The 16361-nt window shown below is 67.5% G+C and carries 19 protein-coding genes; 9 read left to right on the top strand and 10 right to left on the bottom strand.

Going from position 1 to position 16361, the window contains the following annotated elements; genetic code table 11:
- Nucleotides 1-147: 147 nt before the first annotated feature.
- Nucleotides 148-492, bottom strand: coding sequence for a cupin domain-containing protein (locus WI26_RS16410; RefSeq protein WP_059447616.1), 345 nt, complete (start codon nt 490-492; stop codon nt 148-150).
- Between the two features lie 195 nt (nt 493-687).
- Between WI26_RS16410 and WI26_RS16405 the strand changes: the two genes are divergently transcribed.
- From WI26_RS16405 to WI26_RS16395, 3 genes are all read left to right on the top strand, one after another.
- On the top strand, nt 688-1605 hold the full coding sequence (locus WI26_RS16405) for a helix-turn-helix transcriptional regulator (protein WP_069226537.1): 918 nt from the start codon (nt 688-690) through the stop codon (nt 1603-1605).
- A gap of 139 nt (nt 1606-1744) precedes the next feature.
- Nucleotides 1745-2695 (top strand): agmatinase, encoded by a 951-nt coding sequence (gene speB / locus WI26_RS16400; RefSeq protein ID WP_069226536.1) that lies wholly within the window; start codon nt 1745-1747, stop codon nt 2693-2695.
- Between the two features lie 22 nt (nt 2696-2717).
- Nucleotides 2718-4199 carry an aldehyde dehydrogenase family protein gene (locus WI26_RS16395; protein ID WP_069226535.1) on the top strand — a complete coding sequence of 494 codons (1482 nt, stop codon included), beginning with the start codon at nt 2718-2720 and terminating at the stop codon, nt 4197-4199.
- A 72-nt stretch (nt 4200-4271) separates the two neighbouring features.
- Here the strand turns inward: WI26_RS16395 and WI26_RS16390 are convergent, their stop codons facing one another.
- Together WI26_RS16390 and WI26_RS16385 are read right to left on the bottom strand one after the other, a co-directional pair.
- Nucleotides 4272-4676 (bottom strand): nuclear transport factor 2 family protein, encoded by a 405-nt coding sequence (locus tag WI26_RS16390; RefSeq protein WP_069226534.1) that lies wholly within the window; start codon nt 4674-4676, stop codon nt 4272-4274.
- Nucleotides 4677-4808: 132 nt separating this feature from the next.
- Nucleotides 4809-5621 (bottom strand): class I SAM-dependent methyltransferase, encoded by an 813-nt coding sequence (locus tag WI26_RS16385; RefSeq protein WP_059464988.1) that lies wholly within the window; start codon nt 5619-5621, stop codon nt 4809-4811.
- Between the two features lie 328 nt (nt 5622-5949).
- On the opposite strand from WI26_RS16385, the gene WI26_RS32240 reads away from it, so the two are divergent.
- Together WI26_RS32240 and WI26_RS16375 are read left to right on the top strand one after the other, a co-directional pair.
- The gene (locus WI26_RS32240; protein WP_155768783.1) at nt 5950-6450 is read left to right on the top strand and encodes a hypothetical protein; all 501 of its coding nucleotides are present in this window, start codon (nt 5950-5952) and stop codon (nt 6448-6450) included.
- Between the two features lie 195 nt (nt 6451-6645).
- Nucleotides 6646-7236: a GNAT family N-acetyltransferase gene (locus tag WI26_RS16375; RefSeq protein ID WP_059464986.1), complete on the top strand. Its 591-nt coding sequence runs from the start codon at nt 6646-6648 to the stop codon at nt 7234-7236.
- A 36-nt stretch (nt 7237-7272) separates the two neighbouring features.
- Here WI26_RS16375 and tam read toward each other — a convergent pair whose 3' ends face one another.
- On the bottom strand, nt 7273-8058 hold the full coding sequence (gene tam, locus WI26_RS16370; protein WP_069226532.1) for a trans-aconitate 2-methyltransferase: 786 nt from the start codon (nt 8056-8058) through the stop codon (nt 7273-7275).
- Nucleotides 8059-8180: 122 nt separating this feature from the next.
- Between tam and WI26_RS16365 the strand changes: the two genes are divergently transcribed.
- Complete coding sequence (locus WI26_RS16365) at nt 8181-9077, top strand: LysR family transcriptional regulator (RefSeq protein WP_069227750.1); 897 nt, start codon at nt 8181-8183, stop codon at nt 9075-9077.
- A gap of 16 nt (nt 9078-9093) precedes the next feature.
- On the opposite strand, the gene WI26_RS16360 is transcribed toward WI26_RS16365, so the two are convergent.
- From WI26_RS16360 to WI26_RS16350, 3 genes are all read right to left on the bottom strand, one after another.
- A complete protein-coding gene (locus tag WI26_RS16360; RefSeq protein WP_069226531.1) occupies nt 9094-9528 on the bottom strand; it encodes a GNAT family N-acetyltransferase in 435 nt (144 codons plus the stop codon).
- Nucleotides 9529-9735: 207 nt separating this feature from the next.
- Nucleotides 9736-9936: a hypothetical protein gene (locus WI26_RS16355; RefSeq protein WP_069226530.1), complete on the bottom strand. Its 201-nt coding sequence runs from the start codon at nt 9934-9936 to the stop codon at nt 9736-9738.
- 30 nt (nt 9937-9966) lie between these two features.
- Nucleotides 9967-11286, bottom strand: a complete 1320-nt coding sequence (locus WI26_RS16350; RefSeq protein ID WP_060325975.1) for a DUF3422 family protein — start codon at nt 11284-11286, stop codon at nt 9967-9969.
- A 161-nt stretch (nt 11287-11447) separates the two neighbouring features.
- Here WI26_RS16350 and WI26_RS16345 point away from each other — a divergent pair, with 161 nt between their 5' ends.
- Complete coding sequence (locus WI26_RS16345) at nt 11448-12323, top strand: LysR family transcriptional regulator (RefSeq protein WP_059464981.1); 876 nt, start codon at nt 11448-11450, stop codon at nt 12321-12323.
- A 30-nt stretch (nt 12324-12353) separates the two neighbouring features.
- Here the strand turns inward: WI26_RS16345 and WI26_RS16340 are convergent, their stop codons facing one another.
- The 3 genes from WI26_RS16340 to WI26_RS16330 all read right to left on the bottom strand — a co-directional run bounded on the left by WI26_RS16340 (nt 12354) and on the right by WI26_RS16330 (nt 14441).
- Nucleotides 12354-12920, bottom strand: coding sequence for a hypothetical protein (locus WI26_RS16340; protein ID WP_069226529.1), 567 nt, complete (start codon nt 12918-12920; stop codon nt 12354-12356).
- Nucleotides 12921-13036: 116 nt separating this feature from the next.
- Complete coding sequence (locus tag WI26_RS16335) at nt 13037-13402, bottom strand: hypothetical protein (protein WP_069226528.1); 366 nt, start codon at nt 13400-13402, stop codon at nt 13037-13039.
- 121 nt (nt 13403-13523) lie between these two features.
- Nucleotides 13524-14441, bottom strand: coding sequence for a LysR family transcriptional regulator (locus WI26_RS16330; protein WP_069226527.1), 918 nt, complete (start codon nt 14439-14441; stop codon nt 13524-13526).
- Nucleotides 14442-14766: 325 nt separating this feature from the next.
- Here WI26_RS16330 and fae point away from each other — a divergent pair, with 325 nt between their 5' ends.
- Both fae and WI26_RS16320 read left to right on the top strand, forming a co-directional pair.
- Nucleotides 14767-15291: a formaldehyde-activating enzyme gene (fae, locus tag WI26_RS16325; protein WP_059464977.1), complete on the top strand. Its 525-nt coding sequence runs from the start codon at nt 14767-14769 to the stop codon at nt 15289-15291.
- Nucleotides 15292-15331: 40 nt separating this feature from the next.
- Nucleotides 15332-16354 (top strand): aldo/keto reductase, encoded by a 1023-nt coding sequence (locus tag WI26_RS16320; protein WP_059464976.1) that lies wholly within the window; start codon nt 15332-15334, stop codon nt 16352-16354.
- The last annotated feature ends 7 nt before the right edge of the window (nt 16355-16361 follow it).

Genomic DNA, 16361 nt, shown 5'->3' with positions numbered 1-16361 from the left:
GCCGATGACGATGATCGGCACTTACACCGCAAGCAGCGATGCGTGCGCTCGGCAGACGCGCGACGGACATCGCTTGCGGCCGATCGAAAACGCAACCGCCGCCACGCCCGCGCCGATCCGACGACGCCACGGCGGCGGCCGCGCGCATCACGACTTCTCGAGCAGCACGTAGAACTTCTTCGCGTCCTCGATCGTCTCCCAGCGGCCCGCGAAACCGGCGGGCAGCAGATACCCCTGGCCCGGCGTGAATTCCTTGCGGTTGCCTTCCACGTCGGTCAGCGCGATCCGGCCCTCGACGAGCCACACCGCCTCGTCCGCCGCCGTTTCCGGAAACTCCACCGAGCCGACCTTGCCTTCCCACCAGCCGATGAGGTAGCTGCCGCTCTTGCCCTCGGCCGCGCGCCAGTCGCTTTCGTCCATCCCGAAGTCGAGCTTCGTGAATTCGCCAATGCCTGCGCCGAGCGGCAGGATGTCCTTGATCAGTTTGGTCATCTGAATCTTTCGTCTCTCGATTGAAAAAGCAGAGACAAAGTTACTCATTTACACTGCCCCGGTATGCCCCCCTTCGGGGGGGACAAGCCGCGTTTTCCGGGGCTTGAGGCCGCAGGACTCCGTACCGTATTTCCCCCTAATGACGCGTTCGGCTTCCGACGCTAAAATCGCCGCCGCTTTTCACCGGGGAACCGCATGCTGCTCAACGTGAACCCCTTCCACCGCGACACCGAACGCTTCAACGTGTCGTTCAAGGCGCTGGGCGAGCTGATCGAGACGGTCGGCACGCCGCGCTTCGTGCCGCGTCTCACGCAACTGCTGAACGACGTGGTGCCGCTCGACGTCGCGCACGTCGAACGTTCGCGTGTCGACGGCACGATGCCCACCGGCTACCGCTGCGAATGGATCGGCAGCAGCGGCATCGGCACCGCGACCGCCGAGATCTCCGACGTGATGACGCTCTACTACGAGCGCTTTCTCGACAGCGACCCGCTGTTCGCGGGGCTGCGCGGCAAAACGGGCACGATGCTGGTCGTGCGCGACATCGCGGCGATTCCGCCCGGTGAATTCCGCCAGCGGCTGTTCGACGACGTGCATATCGGCCACGAATGCGTGCTCGCGCGCGGCACCCGCTATGCGCAGCATTCGATCGCGCTGGAACGCGGCCGTGACCGCCCGCCGTTCACGCTCGCCGAGATGAACCGCTTTCGCAGCATCAGCGACGTGCTGTTCCCGCTGCTCGAGCTGCACGCGTCGACCACCGCCGCGCGGCGCGTCGCGCATTCGGCGCCCGAAGTGCATCCGCTCGCGCAGTTCGATGCGCGGATCGCGGCCGACGGCGTGAAGCTGTCGAAGCGCGAGTACGAAACCTGCAAGCATCTGATCTCCGGCAAGACCGTGCCGGAAACCGCCGACATCCTGGGCGTGCGGGTCGCGTCGGCCGAGTCGTACGTGAAGCGCGCGTTCGCGAAGCTCGGTGTGCGCACGAAGCGCGAGCTTGCCGCATGGGGTTCGGCCATGCCGGCGTTTCGGGCGGCCGCGACGCACGACGGCGACGACGCGCCGCCGCCCGCGATCGCACGCCGATCCGGCCCGACGCCGACCGCCGGCTGACGGGCACGGCGCGTCGATGCGGCGGCGCCACTCGCATCGAATGACGTCGATGTAAACGTTGCGACTTCAGGATCTTCGCGTCCGCGTTCTCCTCTACCATCGGCCGATCGTTTTTCATCGGAAAGAGGAGACGGCCCCCATGCACCGCGAACTGAACCAGCCGATGGGCGGCAACGAGATGCCGCGCTTTGGCGGCATCGCCACGATGATGCGCCTGCCGCAGGCCGACACGACCGACGGCCTCGACGTGTGCTTCGTCGGCGTGCCGCTCGACCTCGGCACGTCGAACCGCTCGGGTTCGCGCTTCGGCCCGCGTCAGATCCGCACCGAATCCGTGCTGCTGCGCCCGTACAACATGGCCACGCGCGCGGCGCCGTTCGATTCGCTGCAGGTCGCCGACATCGGCGACGTCGCGACCAACCCTTACGACCTGAAGGATTCGGTGCGCCGCATCGAGCAGGCGTATGACGAGATCGTCGCGAACGGCTGCCGGCCGATCACGCTCGGCGGCGACCACACGATCGCATGGCCGATCCTGCGCGCACTGCATAAAAAGTACGGCAAGCTCGCCGTGGTGCACGTCGACGCGCACGCGGACGTGAACGACACGATGTTCGGCGAGAAGATCGCGCACGGCACGCCGTTCCGCCGCGCGGTGGAGGACGGCCTGCTGCAATGCGACAAGGTCACGCAGATCGGCCTGCGCGGCACCGGCTACGCCGCCGAGGATTTCGACTGGTGCCGCCAGCAAGGCTTCACCGTCGTGCAGGCGGAGGAATGCTGGAACAAGTCGCTCGCGCCGCTGATGGCGCAAGTGCGAGAACGCATCGGCGACACGCCGGTCTACCTCAGCTTCGACATCGACGGTCTCGATCCGTCGTTCGCGCCCGGCACCGGCACGCCGGAAATCGGCGGGCTGTCGGTGCAGCAGGGTCTCGAGATCATTCGCGGGATGAAAGGGCTGAACCTCGTCGGCGCGGATCTCGTCGAAGTGTCGCCGCCGTACGATCCGAACGGCACCACCGCGCTCGTCGGCGCGAATCTCGCGTTCGAGATGCTCTGCGTGATGCCGGGCGTCGCGTGCCGCTAACCCGATCGACAGGAAAACGTTCATGACCACCGCTGATCTTTCCTCTTCCACCTCGCCCGTCGTGCTGCCTGCCGCACGCATCGCCGGCCATCCCGTGCGCACGCACTCCGATGAAGCCGGCGCGCCGATCTTCAATGCGTCGACCGGCGAGACGATCGGCTGGCAGGAATTCGCGACGGCCACGCACGTCGATGCCGCGGTCCGCGCCGCACGCGACGCGTTCGCAGGCTGGCGCGACACGCCGCCCGCCGAGCGCGGCCGCTTGCTCGCGGCGATTGCCGAACGCGTCGAAGCCAATCGCGAACGCCTGGCGGCGCTGCAGATGCAGGTGAGCGGCAAGCCGCCGTTCGAGGCCGACGCCGACGTCGGCGACGTTGCCGCGACGTTCGCGTACTACGCGCAGCTGTGTGAGAACCCGGCGCTGTTCGCGGCCAAGCCGGTAGCACTGCCGAACGACGCCGTCGCGGCCGAGCGCTTTCACGACGCGGTCGGCGTGGCTGCGCTGATCATGCCGTGGAACTTCCCGATGGTCACGGCCGCGTGGAAGCTCGCGCCCGCGCTGGCGGCCGGCTGCACCGTCGTGATGAAGCCGTCGGAACTGACGTCGCCGGCGGAGCACGCACTGCTCGACCTGATCGCCGAAGCCGGCGTGCCGGACGGTGTCGTCAACGTCGTGAACGGCGGCGCGGCAGTCGGCGCGGCGCTGACCGCGCATCCGCTGATCGACAAGATCTCGTTTACCGGCAGCACGGCCGCCGGCCGCAAGGTCATGCAGGCCGCGTCGGAAGACATGAAGCGCGTGACGCTCGAACTCGGCGGCAAGTCGTCGCTGATCGTGCGCGACGATGCCGATCTCGACATGGCGGTGTCGCTGGCAGTGGCCGGCGCGTTCACGAACGCGGGCCAGATGTGCTCGGCCACCGCGCGCATCCTTGTGCACGACAGCCTGTACCGCAGCTTCATGGCCGCGTTCGAGACGGCCGTGCGCGCGCTCGTCGTCGCGCCGCCTTCCGCCGAACACGTCGCGATGGGGCCGCTGATCTCGGCCGCGCAGCGCACGCGCGTCGAGGCGATGCTCGAGCAAGGCATATCGGCCGGCGCGCGCGTTGCGTTCAGCGGCCGCGTCGCCGACAGCGGCGGCGACGGCTTCTTCATGGCGCCGGTCGTGGTCGCCGAGCCGGCCGCCGACAACCTGCTGTGGACCGACGAGGTGTTCGGCCCGGTCGCGTGCGTCAAGTCGTTCCGCAACGACGACGAGGCGATCGCGCTCGCGAACGACACGCGCTACGGGCTCGTCGCGACCGTCGTGACGCGCGACGCTGAAATCGCGAAGCAGTTCCAGGCACGCGTGCGCGCCGGCCTCGTGTGGATCAACGCACCGCAGCTCATCTACCCGCACGTGTGCTGGGGCGGTTTCGGGCTCAGCGGGATCGGCCGCGAACTCGGCGTGACAGGCCTGCGCAGCTACCAGGAGCTGCGCCACGCGATGCGTGCGATCGAGTGATCAGGGCGGCAGGCGGAAGCATGCGACACACGCTCCCGAGGGTGACGATGTCCGCGCACGATTGCGGCGTCGTCACGGTCGATGTGCCGCCGCTTCGGCCTCGGTATCGTGATACTCGACAAACGTCGCGATCTTCCCGCTTTCGATCGTGAGCAGATGCACCCAGTCGTCTTCGTACGTGCGGCCCGTGGAATGCACATGCCAGCGTTGCGTGCCGAGCACGACGACCCGGTTGCCGCTGGCGATGAATTCGCGCGGCTCGAACCGTTCCGCGGTCTGCGCCGCCGCTGGCGCCGCGAAGAACGCCGCGACTTCCTGCGGCCCATGTCTTCTGCCGACGAACGGAACGACGCCGGCCGGCCCCGGGATGAACCAGTCGATACGTTCGGAAAGCGTCTGTAGAATGCCGTCGATATCGGCCCTGCCGAACGCCGCGTATGCCTGCCGTACGAGTTGCACGTTGTCCTGTTCGCTCATCGCACCCTCCGCCTTCGCCCGTTCGACGCGTTGCGGCGCGAAATCTCAGCATGGTCGAACCGCGACGCAGCCCCCATGAGGGTCTCCGGCAATCGGGCGGCACGAATTCCGTATGACCAATCGGCGGTGGCGCTAACCTGACGCCACGATGACGTGCGCCTGAATCTTCCCGACCACCGGCCCGTTGCCATGGCGTCCGGCAATGGCCGCGGTTGCTCGATCCGTCGCGAGCGAAAGCAAGCCGGCATCGCGAGCGACGATTTCGTCGTGCAGCGGCGTTCCCAGGCAATAAGCGGTGGCGACATCGCGTGCCGACGCGGCGTGGCTTGCCTTCTCGCGCGTCGCAATGTCGACGTCGGCGAAACCCGCGCGGCGCAGATCGTCTCGAATCAGCGCGAGATCGTGATAGCCGTGCGGCGTGCGGGCGAGAAATCGCGGCGGGTCGTGCGGAAACAGCGCCGCGACGGCCTGGGTGACTTCATCGGCGAAGGCGTTTTCCTCGATACGGTCCCAGACACTGAAAACGAAACGCCCGCCCGGCCCCAGCACGCGTCGCGCCTCGCCGTAGCCGGCGACCCGGTCGGGAAAGAACATCGCGCCGAACTGGCAGCAGACGACGTCGAACGACGCGTCCTCGAACGGCAGCGCGAGCGCATCCGCCTGCCGCCATTCGATACGGCTGCCGGCCCCCTGTCTGGTGACGGCGTAGTCGAGCATCGGCTGGTTGAGGTCCGTCACCACGTAGCGCACGCCCGGGCCGAGCCGTGGCGCAAGCGCCCGCGTGACCGCGCCGCTGCCGGCGGCGGTTTCAAGCACCGAGCGAGGCGCGAAGGCGGCGACGAGCTCCGCCAGGTCGGCAGCATATTCCGCGAAGATCAGCGGAACCATCAGCGTGTCGTAGAACGCGGGAATCGAGCCTGAAAACACCTTGTCGCGATCGGTCATCACGCTCCCTTGCAAACGTCGAGTGACGCGGTTGCGCGTCCGGTCAGGCACACGCCAGGCCAGCCCTTGCGCGCGACATGTGCGGCCTCGGACGGCCGCGCATGTCGAACGCGGGACACGCTTGATACATGATAGGCGTTGAAACCGGCGAGCGGCGAAGGCGTTGCGCTGTGCACGAGCCGCCGCGAGACAGCGGAACAGCGGACCGCCGCGGAACGGGCGAGCGCGCGTGCGATGCGCGCGCGGCTCGACGACCCGATGCGGATGCTGACGACGCTGCACGCCGAGGCACCGTCTTGGTCAATGCGGCAACTTCGGTGCGCCAGCGGTGCTCGACTTCATCGAAAATGACGCGCGCCCCCTGCGCGCACGCATGCATGTCCGGATCGTCGCCGCGAACGAAGGTCGCGCCCGCGTCGCCTTCGTGCGCGGTCCCGACGGCGCCGAGATCGATGAAGAGGATGTCGTCGCCGGCGCGTACCTGATAGGCGACCGGGAGCGCCTTGCACGTGCGCAGCGTGTTTTCCCCGAAGCGGACGATGGCCGGATGCCGGATGCGCTCCATCCCGAGTTCCTCGAGCACGCTCGACCCCAGCGCATTGGCCTCCGATTGCGCATCCCGGGCTCGATACAGGCCGCGATCGCGTCGACTGCCTGCCACGTCATGGTTCTTGCGTGCCGCATCGCATCGAGCGAAAGCGCTTCGCCGGCGGCCCCCGCTGCGTCGAATTCAAAATGGTGCTCGCGTACCGGTCGATGTGGTTCGGTGCAGTCGATCTCCGCTTCGATAAGCATCGCTGACTATATCGCGTCCCATGCCGATGTGTGACGTGGTTGCATACCCGATTCAGGCGCGGCGTCCCCGCCGATATCCCGCATAATCGGGCGTTGAACCGCGCCAGAAGCATTGTGCGTGTGCAGCAATTCGAAACAGGAACGAGCGCGATCCGGCTCGCCGCAGGGCGGCGGCGCTCGCCCCGGGGGGGGACACCCGCCAATCCCGCTGAAGACAGGACACCGACACATGGACCGAGCCGAGCACATCAGCATCGAACAGGCGGTCGATCTGCCCGCCGACGAACTGAACGGATGCGACTTTTCGTTCGACATCGCGTGGGAGCTGAATGCGCCGTACCAGGATCTGCTCGATTTGCGCGCGCTGCCCGTGCGGCGCAAGGACTACGGCTTCGACCCGGCCGGCTGGGCGCGCGAGGCGTCCGGCGGCACCGCGCTGTTCCGCGCGAGCGCGGGCGGGCGGCTCGCGGGATTCGTCGCGATCAGCGAAAGCTGGAACGGGATGGCCGAGATCGCGGAACTCGCGGTCGACCGCGGTTGCCGGCGGCAAGGGATCGGCCAGTTCCTGCTGGCGGCCGCGGAAGCGTGGGCGCGCAACCGCGGGTTCGGCTTCATGCGACTGGAGACGCAAGCGAACAACGTCGCGGCCTGCTGTACGTACGCCCGCGCGGGCTTCGTCGTCGGCGGCCACGACCGTTTCCTGTACGCCGACGGCGCGAACGACGGGGAAGTCGCCCTCTTCTGGTACAAGGATCTGCGTGACGGGCAGTCCGCGAAGAGCCGGACGGTCGATCCGGAATCGATGCGGCAGCCGTCCTGACCGAAGATCAGCCGCCGGCCCGGTCTCGCTTTCGCCTTACTTGCGCGTCGCGACGATGAACAGGCGCGGAAATGGCAGCAGCACGGTGCCGTCGTCGAGCAGCGGATAGCCGCGCGGCCCGGCGAGCGCGTCGCGATAGCGCGCGACGAACGCGTCGCGTTCGCTTTCGTTCAGCGCCGCGAGGAACGGCCGCAGCGCGCTGCCCTTGAACCATTCGACGACCGAATCGACCCCGCCGCGCAACGGATGGTAGTAAGTCGTGCGCCAGACATCCACTCGCGAGCACGATGGCGACAGCAGCGCGTAGTAATACCGTGCGTCGAACCGCTCGGTGCGCGCCGCGTCCTTGAGCTTGTCCGCCCATGGCCCGACCGACGCGACCTCGCGCATCAGCCGGTGCGCAGGCTCGTCGAGGTTGTCGGGCATCTGCACCGCGAGATGGCCGCCCGGCGCGAGCCGGCCGACGAGCGCCGGAAACAGCGTGTCGTGCGCGGGCACCCATTGCAGCACCGCGTTCGACAGAATCAGGTCGTAGCGGCCCGGATCGTCCCAACTGGAAACGTCCGCGAGATCGAAACGCAGCGTGGGCAGGCGCTTGCGCGCGGCCGCGATCATGTCCGGCGACGCGTCGATCCCGCGAACCGTCGCGCCGGGCGCGCGCGCGATCAGCGCTTCAGTCGAATTGCCGGGCCCGCAGCCGATGTCGATCGCGGTATGGATCGGCGTATCCGGCACGGCGGCCAGCAGGTCGCGCACGGGCCGCGTGCGTTCGTCTTCGAATCGCACGTACTGGTTGGCGTATTGATCGAGGGGGGTCGTCACGGCATGCCTCCTGGTCGGCGTGGACGGCGTCGGGATACCGACAGCCATCGATGCAGCGCATTCTGCGATCTCGTGGTTCTTCAGTAAAATGAATTTAATATCGTTATTGATTCATGTTTCTGATGAAAATCGATACGCTCGGAGTCCAGGCTTTCGTCGCGATCGCCGACGGCGGCAGCTTCAGGCAAGCGGCCGACACGCTGCACGTCACGCAAACGGCGATCACGCAGCGGTTGCGCAAGCTCGAGTCGTTTCTCGGCGTCGCGCTGATCGAACGCACGACGCGCCGCACCACCCTCACCGAAATCGGCCGGCGTTTCCTGCCGCAGGCGCGCCGGCTGCTGAACGAGCTGTCGGACGCACTGACCGAAATCCGCGAAACGGGCCTGAGCCAGCGCGGCGACGTGACGATCGCGTGCGTGCCGACGGTCGGCGTTCAGTATCTCCCGCGCATTCTGCGCGCGTTCTCCGCGCACCGGCCACATGATCGCGTGAAGATCCTCGATCATGCGTCGGCGTCGGTATTGCAGGCCGTGCTACGCCGCGAAGCGGAATTCGGAATCAGCATCGCGGGCGACCAGCACCCCGAACTCGTCAGCGTACCGCTCACGCATGACCCGTACGTGCTCGTCTGCCGCGACGATCATCCGCTCGCGAAGCGTCGGCGGATCCGCTGGGCAGCGCTGCACCCGCATCCGCTGATCTTCGCGGGCGAGGTGAGCGGCAATCGCGGGCTGCTCGAAGGCGCGCTGAAGACGAGCGGCGTGACGCTGCATTCGTTCTATGAAGTGCAGCGCAGTTCGACCGCGCTCGGCCTCGTTGCCGAAGGCCTCGGCGCGGCCGTCGTGCCGAGACTCGCGATCCAGAAGAACGCGTATCCGATGGTCCGCACGATCGAGCTGGTCGAGCCGTCGGTGTCTCGCGCGCTCGTGCTGGTCATGCGCCGGGCCGCGCAATTGTCGCCCGCGGCACAGGCGCTGTACGACATGATCGTCGAGCGCGCGACGCCGGGGCGGTGACGTCAGGCGACGTCGCTCACAGCGTCTTGACCATGAACACGCGCGCCGCCCCTTCCGGCTCGCACGGCACTTCGCCGAACGCCTCGTACCCGTGCTTCCGGTAGAAATCCGGCGCCTGGAACGTAATCGTGTACAGCACCGCGCGAGCACATCCGCGCCGCCTCGCCTCCGCTTCCGCCTCGCGCAGCAGCCTGCTGCCGAAGCCGCCGCCGCGCAGCGATTCCGGCAGGTAAAAGAGGTCGATGAAGAAGAGACCGAGCGACGTCCGGCCGGTGAGGCCGCCCAGGACCTCGCCGGTCGCGGGATTCGTCACGTAGACGTCGAGCGCCGCCGTGTCGCTGCGGCCCGTCATCGCGTGGTTGAATTCGCCGAGCTTGCGGCTGATGAAATCGCGGGCTGCCGGTTGTTCGGTGTCGGTGAGATGAAGGGAAACGGCGGGATGCGCGGTCATGGAAGCGAGGCGTGCGTGGATGAGCCGCCGAACATGCGGTGTTCGCAGCGGGCGTCGCACGACTATAGCGCGTTCGCCGGCAGCGCGACGCTGCGCCGATCATGGCGGAAATGCAATCGACGGGCACATCCCGCGCCCGCCGTTTCGTCACGCCGGCGCCCGTTCGGGCCGTTGCGAATGCTCGAATCGACGCGATGTGAACGCGCGTCAGTTGTACCCGAGAATCGCCACCGCCGCGACATCCGGCCGGTCGACCGTATTCCCGACGAGCGACGTCGTCGGCTCCTGCAGCACGGCCTGATACGACGTCACATGCGCGTCCTCCGGTGCACCGGCTTCATCCCATACCGGTTCGTCGAATGCGTCGAGGCCACTGAAAAAACCGGGTTGCATTTGCGTAAAAGTCATCTCCACTCCTTTTGATATGTTGTCGATGTTCTAATTTGCCTGCTTCAACGCCGCTGCCTGCACGGGGGCGCTGTCGTGCGCGCCCTCCGACCGTGCGAGCTGCGCACGCGTGCGCCGCGTGACGTGAATCACCGCGAACACGACCGGCGCGATCAGCAGCCCTTCCGCCAGTTCGGGATCGACCGGCAGGTTCATCACGTGCAGCGCCTTGAACGCCGCGGTCGCGAGCGACAGCACGTAGTACGAAATGGCGGCCACCGACAACCCCTCAACCGCGTGCTGCAGATGAAGCTGATTGCGTGCGGTGCGCTCCATGCCGGCCAGCAGGCGCGTCACGTCCTTTTCCTGAGCGAGATTCACGCGCGTGCGCAACAGGTCGACCGCTCGCGCGATCCGCGCGGCGATCTGCTCGTGGCGCGCCCACACGCTGCGGCACGTTTCCATTGCCGGCGCGAAGCGCCGCTCCATGAATTCGGCGATCGTCGGCATCCCTTCGATGCGCTCCTCGCGCAATTCGTGGATGCGCGCCAGCACGAGCTTTTCGTATGCACGCGACGCGCTGAAGCGGCCGCCGGACCCCGACAGCGCCTCGACCCGCACCGCGAGATGCGTGAGCTTCACGAGCAACGCCGCGTCGTCGCCGTCGGCGCCGCTCGCGTCCATCCGCTGCATCAGCGCATGGAGCGCCGCGTGGATCTCGTCGAGCTCGCGGCTCATCCGGCGCGCGACCGGCAACGCGAGCAGCGCCATCATCCGGTACGTCTCGATTTCATACAGGCGCTGCAGCAGCCGGCCGCCCTGCTCCTCGCGAAAATCCTCGTCGACGACGAGAAAGCGCATGAAGCCGTCGTCACGCACATGCCAGTCGCAAAACACCTTGCCGCCGCCCAGCACGCCGCTGCCGACGAGCGCCGGCCCGTCGATCCAGCGGCGCAGGTCGCCGCACACGAGCCGCGCGGCATCGCCCGACAGCAACTCCATGCGCACCGCGACGAAGCGGATGCCCGCGAGCCGCGCGAACCAGGCGGCCGGAATCCCCTCGATCGCGAGATCGTCGAAATAGCCGGTGTCGCGACGCGGCGCGACGAACGTGAAGGTCGAAAATTCGGTGTGGCGTTCCCACTTCAGATGCCAGCCGCACGGCGACTGCACCGCATGATGGGTCGCGCCGTCCTGCGGCACGGCAATGCCGGTGTCGCGGCACAGCGCGTGCAGCAGCGTTTCGTGGATGTCGGGCTGGCCGTCCGCGTAGATCGCGTAGTGCGTGAGCGACACGGCTTCGGCGAGCCGCAGGAACGGCCGCGCATGCAATTCCGCGGCCAGTGCGGCGCGCAACGGATGATCCATCATCGGTACACCACTCTTCCCTGTTCAACGCTGCGTGCCGGGCACGCCGGCGTGATCGCCGCACCGCATCGAACGATGCGGCAGGCTCGATGCCACTATGGCAGACACACAGCGACAATAAAAACGCATAATGCTGATCGTTACATTCAGTTTTCCTGATACCGATGAAGATGCTCGATCACGACGTGCTGGCTACCGTCGTCGCCGTCGCGGAAACCGGCAACATGACCCGCGCCGCGGAAGCGGTGAACCGCTCGCAGTCGGCCGTGAGCATGCAGATCAAGAGCCTCGAGGACGCGATCGGCCGGCCGCTGTTCGTGCGCAAGCCGCGCAGCATCGTGCTGACGCGCGAAGGCGAGGTGCTGCTGGGATTCGCCAGACGAATGCTGGCGCTGCGCGACGAAGCGTGGGCGGCCGTGGTACGGCCGGAAGTGACCGGCAAGGTTGTGATCGGCGTGCCGGACGACTATGCGTCGTCGCTGCTGCCGTCGGTGCTGAAGAAATTCTCGGCGACCTATCCGAAGGTCGAGATCCAGGTGATCGGGCTGCCCAGCAGTGCGCTCGCGCCGCTCCTGAAGGACGGCACCGTCGATCTCGTCTGCGGCACGCGCATCAAGGGGCTGTCCGGCGACTTCATCCGCCACGAGCCGATGGCGTGGGCCGCGATGACGAACGGGCCGCGCGTGTGGGAAGAACGGCCGCTGCCGATCGCGGTGTTCATGCCGGGCAGCGTCGCGCGCGAGAACGCGATCCGCAGCCTCGAACGCGCGAAGCTGCCGTTTCGGACGTCCTATGAAAGCCCGAGCCTGCTCGGGCTGCTGAGCATGGTCGAGGCCGGGCTCGCGGTCGCGCCGCTCGCGCGCTGCGCGATTCCCGCGCAACTGTCGATGCTTGGCCGCTCGCACGGGCTGCCCGATCTGCCGCCGCTCGAGCTGATCCTCGCGCGCAGCACGAAATCGAAGCGCCCGCCGTGCGACTTTCTCGCGGAGCAACTGATGGAAGACCTGCAGCGGCAGACCGGCCAGGCCGGCGACGCCTGAACCGCGGCCGGGCGCGCGCCGCCCGTGCCGTCATGAACCGCCGGGCCGTGGATGGCCGGCCGCGAGCAACGCCGCGTTGACGATGCCCGCTACCCTGTCGACGAGCGCTTCCAGCGTGTCGCCATGCACGTACCGCCCGGCAGGCGGAATGCATTCGATCCGCCGGCCGCCCCACTGCGACCCTGCCGTCACCGACAGCGTCGCGCCGAACCGGTTGCCGTGCCGCCGGCCGAAGATGCCGACGCGCTGCTCGCGCAGATACGCCTGTTCCGGAAGAAACAGCCGAATCTCCACCGCGACCTGGTCGGGATCGCTGGCGCGCGCGTTCGCATCGACCGACGGCGCGAACGTCTTCGCGATGCGCAGCGTCACATGCGAGTCCCATGCAGCCAGCGGACCGCCGGCTGCGTCGACACGTTCGAGGTCGACCGACCAATGATGGCGGTCCGGCAGCCGGATCGCCTGACGCAGCAGCACGTCCGCCGCGCGCACGGTCACCCGCAACTGCTGCGCAAGCTGCGTGCCCGACGGCAACGTCGCCACGAGCACGCGCCCGCTTGCCGGACGCATGGTCTGCACTTCTTCCATGAGGTGCATGGATCCTCCCTGTCAACGGGCTGCGCCGCGTGCGATGCGGCGCACCAAGCTTCGCCGCGACCGGCCAGCGGACACCGTGGCCAGCGAACCGGCGGCGAACCATACGGTACGAGCAATCAGCGTTCCCCGGCCGGACGATCCCGCGTCGCCACGCGCAGACGGCGGGCAACGGGGCCGATCACGGCATCGACCTGCTGCGCGATCAGCACGTGCAGCGTGAAGTCGAGGTCCTCCGGCGCGATGTCGAATTCCACGTGGACCACGTCGCGCACGGTACGCGCGCTGACCACATACACGCCGATCGTGGAATGCAGCAGCGCCGCGAGCCGGGCATGCCCGAGCGCGCCGCTGTCGGCCGTCAGCGTGACGGGCAACCGCAGGCGCGGGCGCGGCGGGGGAAACGGATTGACGGTGGTGAGCGCGCCGGCGCGCAGCTGGCGGCCGGCGATGTCGAATCCGGGTACGGGATGGATGAAGGTCATGGCGCGGACGGCGGGCGTCCTGGCTGTTGGACACATCCCCAGCTTAGGAGGCGCGGCATCAATACCGTGCAAAAAAACGGCTTCGCTGTGCAAAAAACGGCATGCGCGCCGCGCCGTACCGCTACGCGAACGCCTCGAGTGACGCGCGCCGCCGCTCGTCGACCATGGCCTCGATCAGCGAGACCAGATCGTCGGTCAGCGGATCGCAGATACCCGGCGAGCGATGCAGTTCGAGGTCGGCGGGCGGCAGCGGCGGCAAGCCGTCCGCTTCGTCGAGCACGCGCCAGTTTCCCGGCAGCGTGCAGCGGTCGATCATCGTCACGGCCGCGCCGTGATTCACCGCGATCTTGATGCCGGTCGGGCTCTGGCTCGTATAGACGACGTGATACGGCCGCTCCGCGGTCGCGAGCGCCTGCAGGCCGCGCTGCCGGTAGCAGCATGTTTCCGGAAACAGCGCGAGCGGTATCGATGCGTACGGGTCGAGCGCGAAGTCGCGATGCGCGGCCCACACGACGTCGTGACGGCCAAGCAGCCGCCCGGCCGCATTCGGCCCGTGCCGCACGACGAGCGCGACGTCCAGCTCGCCGGCCTGCAGCCGCTCGACCAGTTCCAGCGACATCCGGCAATGCACGTGCAGGCGCGCGCCCGGCCGCAGCGCGTAGAAGGATTTCAGCAGGTCGGGCAGCCACAGCTCCGCGTAATCCTCGGGCAGCCCGAAACGCACGACGCCGCGGTCGCTGCTCGTCTGCTTCAACGCGATGATCGCGTCGTTCTGCACCTGGATGATCCGCCGCGCGTGGATCAGGAAGTTCTCGCCATCGCGAGACAGCTCGAGCCGCCGGCTGTTGCGCATGAACAGGTGCGTGTCGAGCCGCTCCTCGAGCGTGCGGATCCGCAGGCTGATGGTCGACTGCGTGCGATGCAGCTGCCGGGCCGCCGCGGTGAAGCCGCCGCTCTCGACGACGGCGACGAATGCGCGGATCAACTCCGGGTCGAGAGAGCTGAGTTTCGACCAATCGGGTCTCTGAATGGCTGCCATCGGAATTACTCGCTTTCGAAAAAGGACGGGGCGTCGAAAGATAAGGCCCGGGGTACGCCGATTGTTGTCCAGACGCGCGCGGTGCTCCAACCCCTGCCCGGGTATGACAAACCCGAAGCCGGCGCGCCGTCGCCCACCCGCACCGCCCGTTCCGCGACATCGTGCGGCCGCGCCGGCGGTCCGGCCGGCGGGCGTCCGCGCGCGGCGATCAGGGCTTTCCCGGAGACGACGAAAACGCATACCTCGATCAGAAAACATCGATTCACCGGCCGCGTCGCGGCCCCGGAGAATCGCCTCACACCAACCTCATCGACGAGACACCGCAATGACCGCACCGCAACCCAGACAGCTTTTCATCGGCGAAGGCTTCGAAGGCCCCGGCGTCAACCTGGCGCACATCAACGTGCTGATCGGCCCCCGCAACGGCCCCGCCGGGCAAGCGTTCGCGACCGCGCTTGCGACGCCGTCGGCCGGCCATGCGCCGTTCGTCGTGATCGCGCAGCCCGGCATACCGACCAAGCCGCTCACGCTATACGTGAACAAGGCGCAGATCGACGGCGACTTCCACGGCAATGCAACATGGGGCGCCTCGCAGGCCGGCATCGCGAAGGCCGTGGCCGAAGCGCTCGAGAACGGCACGCTGCCGCCCGAAGCGGAAAACGACTGGGTCGTCGTGTCGGCGAACTGGGTCAATCCGAAAACCGACGATCTCGACGCCGTGTTCGAGAACAACTACCGCGCGTGCCGCAACGCGATCGTCGCCGCGATGGAAGGGCTGCCGCATCGCGATGCCGTGTTCGCCGCCGCGCGCAACGTCTCGAACCCGTTCTACACGCCCACGAAGAACTGACCGACAACGAGCGGCCGGCAAGGCCGTATCAGGAGGAAGCATGGAATACGTCCGCCTCGGCCAGTCCGGCCTGAAGGTGTCCCGCCTGTGTCTCGGCACGATGAACATGGGCACGCCCGAATGGAAGCCGTGGATCTTCGACGAAGCGCAGAGCGAGCCGATCGTGCGCCGCGCGCTCGATGCCGGCGTCAACTTCATCGATCTCGCCGATTTCTATTCGACGGGGGTCGGCGAGGAAGTGGTCGGCCGCATCCTGAAGCGCAACGCGCGCCGCGAGGAGCTGGTCGTCACGACGAAGGTCGGCTACGACATGGGCAGCTATCCGAACGCCGGCGGCCATTCGCGCAAGCACGTGCTGGACGGCATCGACGGTTCGCTGAAGCGTCTCGGCATGGAGTACGTCGACATCTTCATGCTGCACTTCTTCGACGTGAACACGCCCGTCGAGGAAACGATGAGCGCGATGCATGACATCGTGCGGGCGGGCAAGGCGCGCTATATCGGCGTGTCGACGATGTACACGTGGCAGTTCGCGAAGATCATGCAGGCGTGCGAGCGCAACGGCTGGGACAAGCCGATCAACATGCAGTTGCAGCTGAACCTCGCGTATCGCGAGGAAGAGCGCGAGATGGTGCCGTACTGCATCGACCAGGGCGTCGGCGTGTCGGTGTTCAGCCCGCTCGCGCGCGGCCTGCTGACCTGCGAGCCGCAATCGACGCGCAACCAGACCGACTTCTTCACCGCGCAGATGTATGGCGATGCCGCGTCGCTCGCGATCGCCGAATCGGTCGCGAAGGTCGCGAAGCGGCGCGGCGTGCCGCCCGCGCAGATCGCGCAGGCCTGGGTGCTGAGCCGCCCCGGCATTGCCAGCATGCTGGTCGGCGCCGATTCCGTCGCGCAGTTCGACAGCGCGCTCGGCGCGCTCGAGACGCAGCTCGGCGACGACGAACTGCACGAGCTCGAGCGCAACTACACGCCGTGCGACCTGATCAACGACTACACCGCCGGCAAGCGCATCGCGCGCGAGTCGCGTCCGGCGCAGGGCAGCTTCGCGGCAGACTGAAGGAACC

It is taken from the genome of Burkholderia diffusa, assembly GCF_001718315.1.
Classification (GTDB): Bacteria; Pseudomonadota; Gammaproteobacteria; order Burkholderiales; family Burkholderiaceae; genus Burkholderia; species Burkholderia diffusa_B.
This window is presented reverse-complemented; position numbering and strand designations above follow the sequence as displayed.

Excerpts from the sequence above, each read along its gene's own strand:
- WI26_RS16395 (WP_069226535.1), top strand. The coding sequence starts at position 2,718 with ATGACCACCGCTGATCTTTCCTCTTCCACCTCGCCCGTCGTGCTGCCT.
- WI26_RS16350 (WP_060325975.1), bottom strand. The coding sequence starts at position 11,286 with ATGATGGATCATCCGTTGCGCGCCGCACTGGCCGCGGAATTGCATGCG.
- WI26_RS16340 (WP_069226529.1), bottom strand. The coding sequence starts at position 12,920 with ATGCACCTCATGGAAGAAGTGCAGACCATGCGTCCGGCAAGCGGGCGC.
- speB (WP_069226536.1), top strand. The coding sequence starts at position 1,745 with ATGCACCGCGAACTGAACCAGCCGATGGGCGGCAACGAGATGCCGCGC.
- WI26_RS16375 (WP_059464986.1), top strand. The coding sequence starts at position 6,646 with ATGGACCGAGCCGAGCACATCAGCATCGAACAGGCGGTCGATCTGCCC.
- WI26_RS16405 (WP_069226537.1), top strand. The coding sequence starts at position 688 with ATGCTGCTCAACGTGAACCCCTTCCACCGCGACACCGAACGCTTCAAC.
- fae (WP_059464977.1), top strand. The coding sequence starts at position 14,767 with ATGACCGCACCGCAACCCAGACAGCTTTTCATCGGCGAAGGCTTCGAA.
- WI26_RS16330 (WP_069226527.1), bottom strand. The coding sequence starts at position 14,441 with ATGGCAGCCATTCAGAGACCCGATTGGTCGAAACTCAGCTCTCTCGAC.
- WI26_RS16410 (WP_059447616.1), bottom strand. The coding sequence starts at position 492 with ATGACCAAACTGATCAAGGACATCCTGCCGCTCGGCGCAGGCATTGGC.
- WI26_RS16385 (WP_059464988.1), bottom strand. The coding sequence starts at position 5,621 with ATGACCGATCGCGACAAGGTGTTTTCAGGCTCGATTCCCGCGTTCTAC.
- WI26_RS16390 (WP_069226534.1), bottom strand. The coding sequence starts at position 4,676 with ATGAGCGAACAGGACAACGTGCAACTCGTACGGCAGGCATACGCGGCG.
- WI26_RS16365 (WP_069227750.1), top strand. The coding sequence starts at position 8,181 with ATGAAAATCGATACGCTCGGAGTCCAGGCTTTCGTCGCGATCGCCGAC.
- WI26_RS16335 (WP_069226528.1), bottom strand. The coding sequence starts at position 13,402 with ATGACCTTCATCCATCCCGTACCCGGATTCGACATCGCCGGCCGCCAG.
- WI26_RS16360 (WP_069226531.1), bottom strand. The coding sequence starts at position 9,528 with ATGACCGCGCATCCCGCCGTTTCCCTTCATCTCACCGACACCGAACAA.
- WI26_RS16355 (WP_069226530.1), bottom strand. The coding sequence starts at position 9,936 with ATGACTTTTACGCAAATGCAACCCGGTTTTTTCAGTGGCCTCGACGCA.
- WI26_RS16345 (WP_059464981.1), top strand. The coding sequence starts at position 11,448 with ATGAAGATGCTCGATCACGACGTGCTGGCTACCGTCGTCGCCGTCGCG.
- WI26_RS16320 (WP_059464976.1), top strand. The coding sequence starts at position 15,332 with ATGGAATACGTCCGCCTCGGCCAGTCCGGCCTGAAGGTGTCCCGCCTG.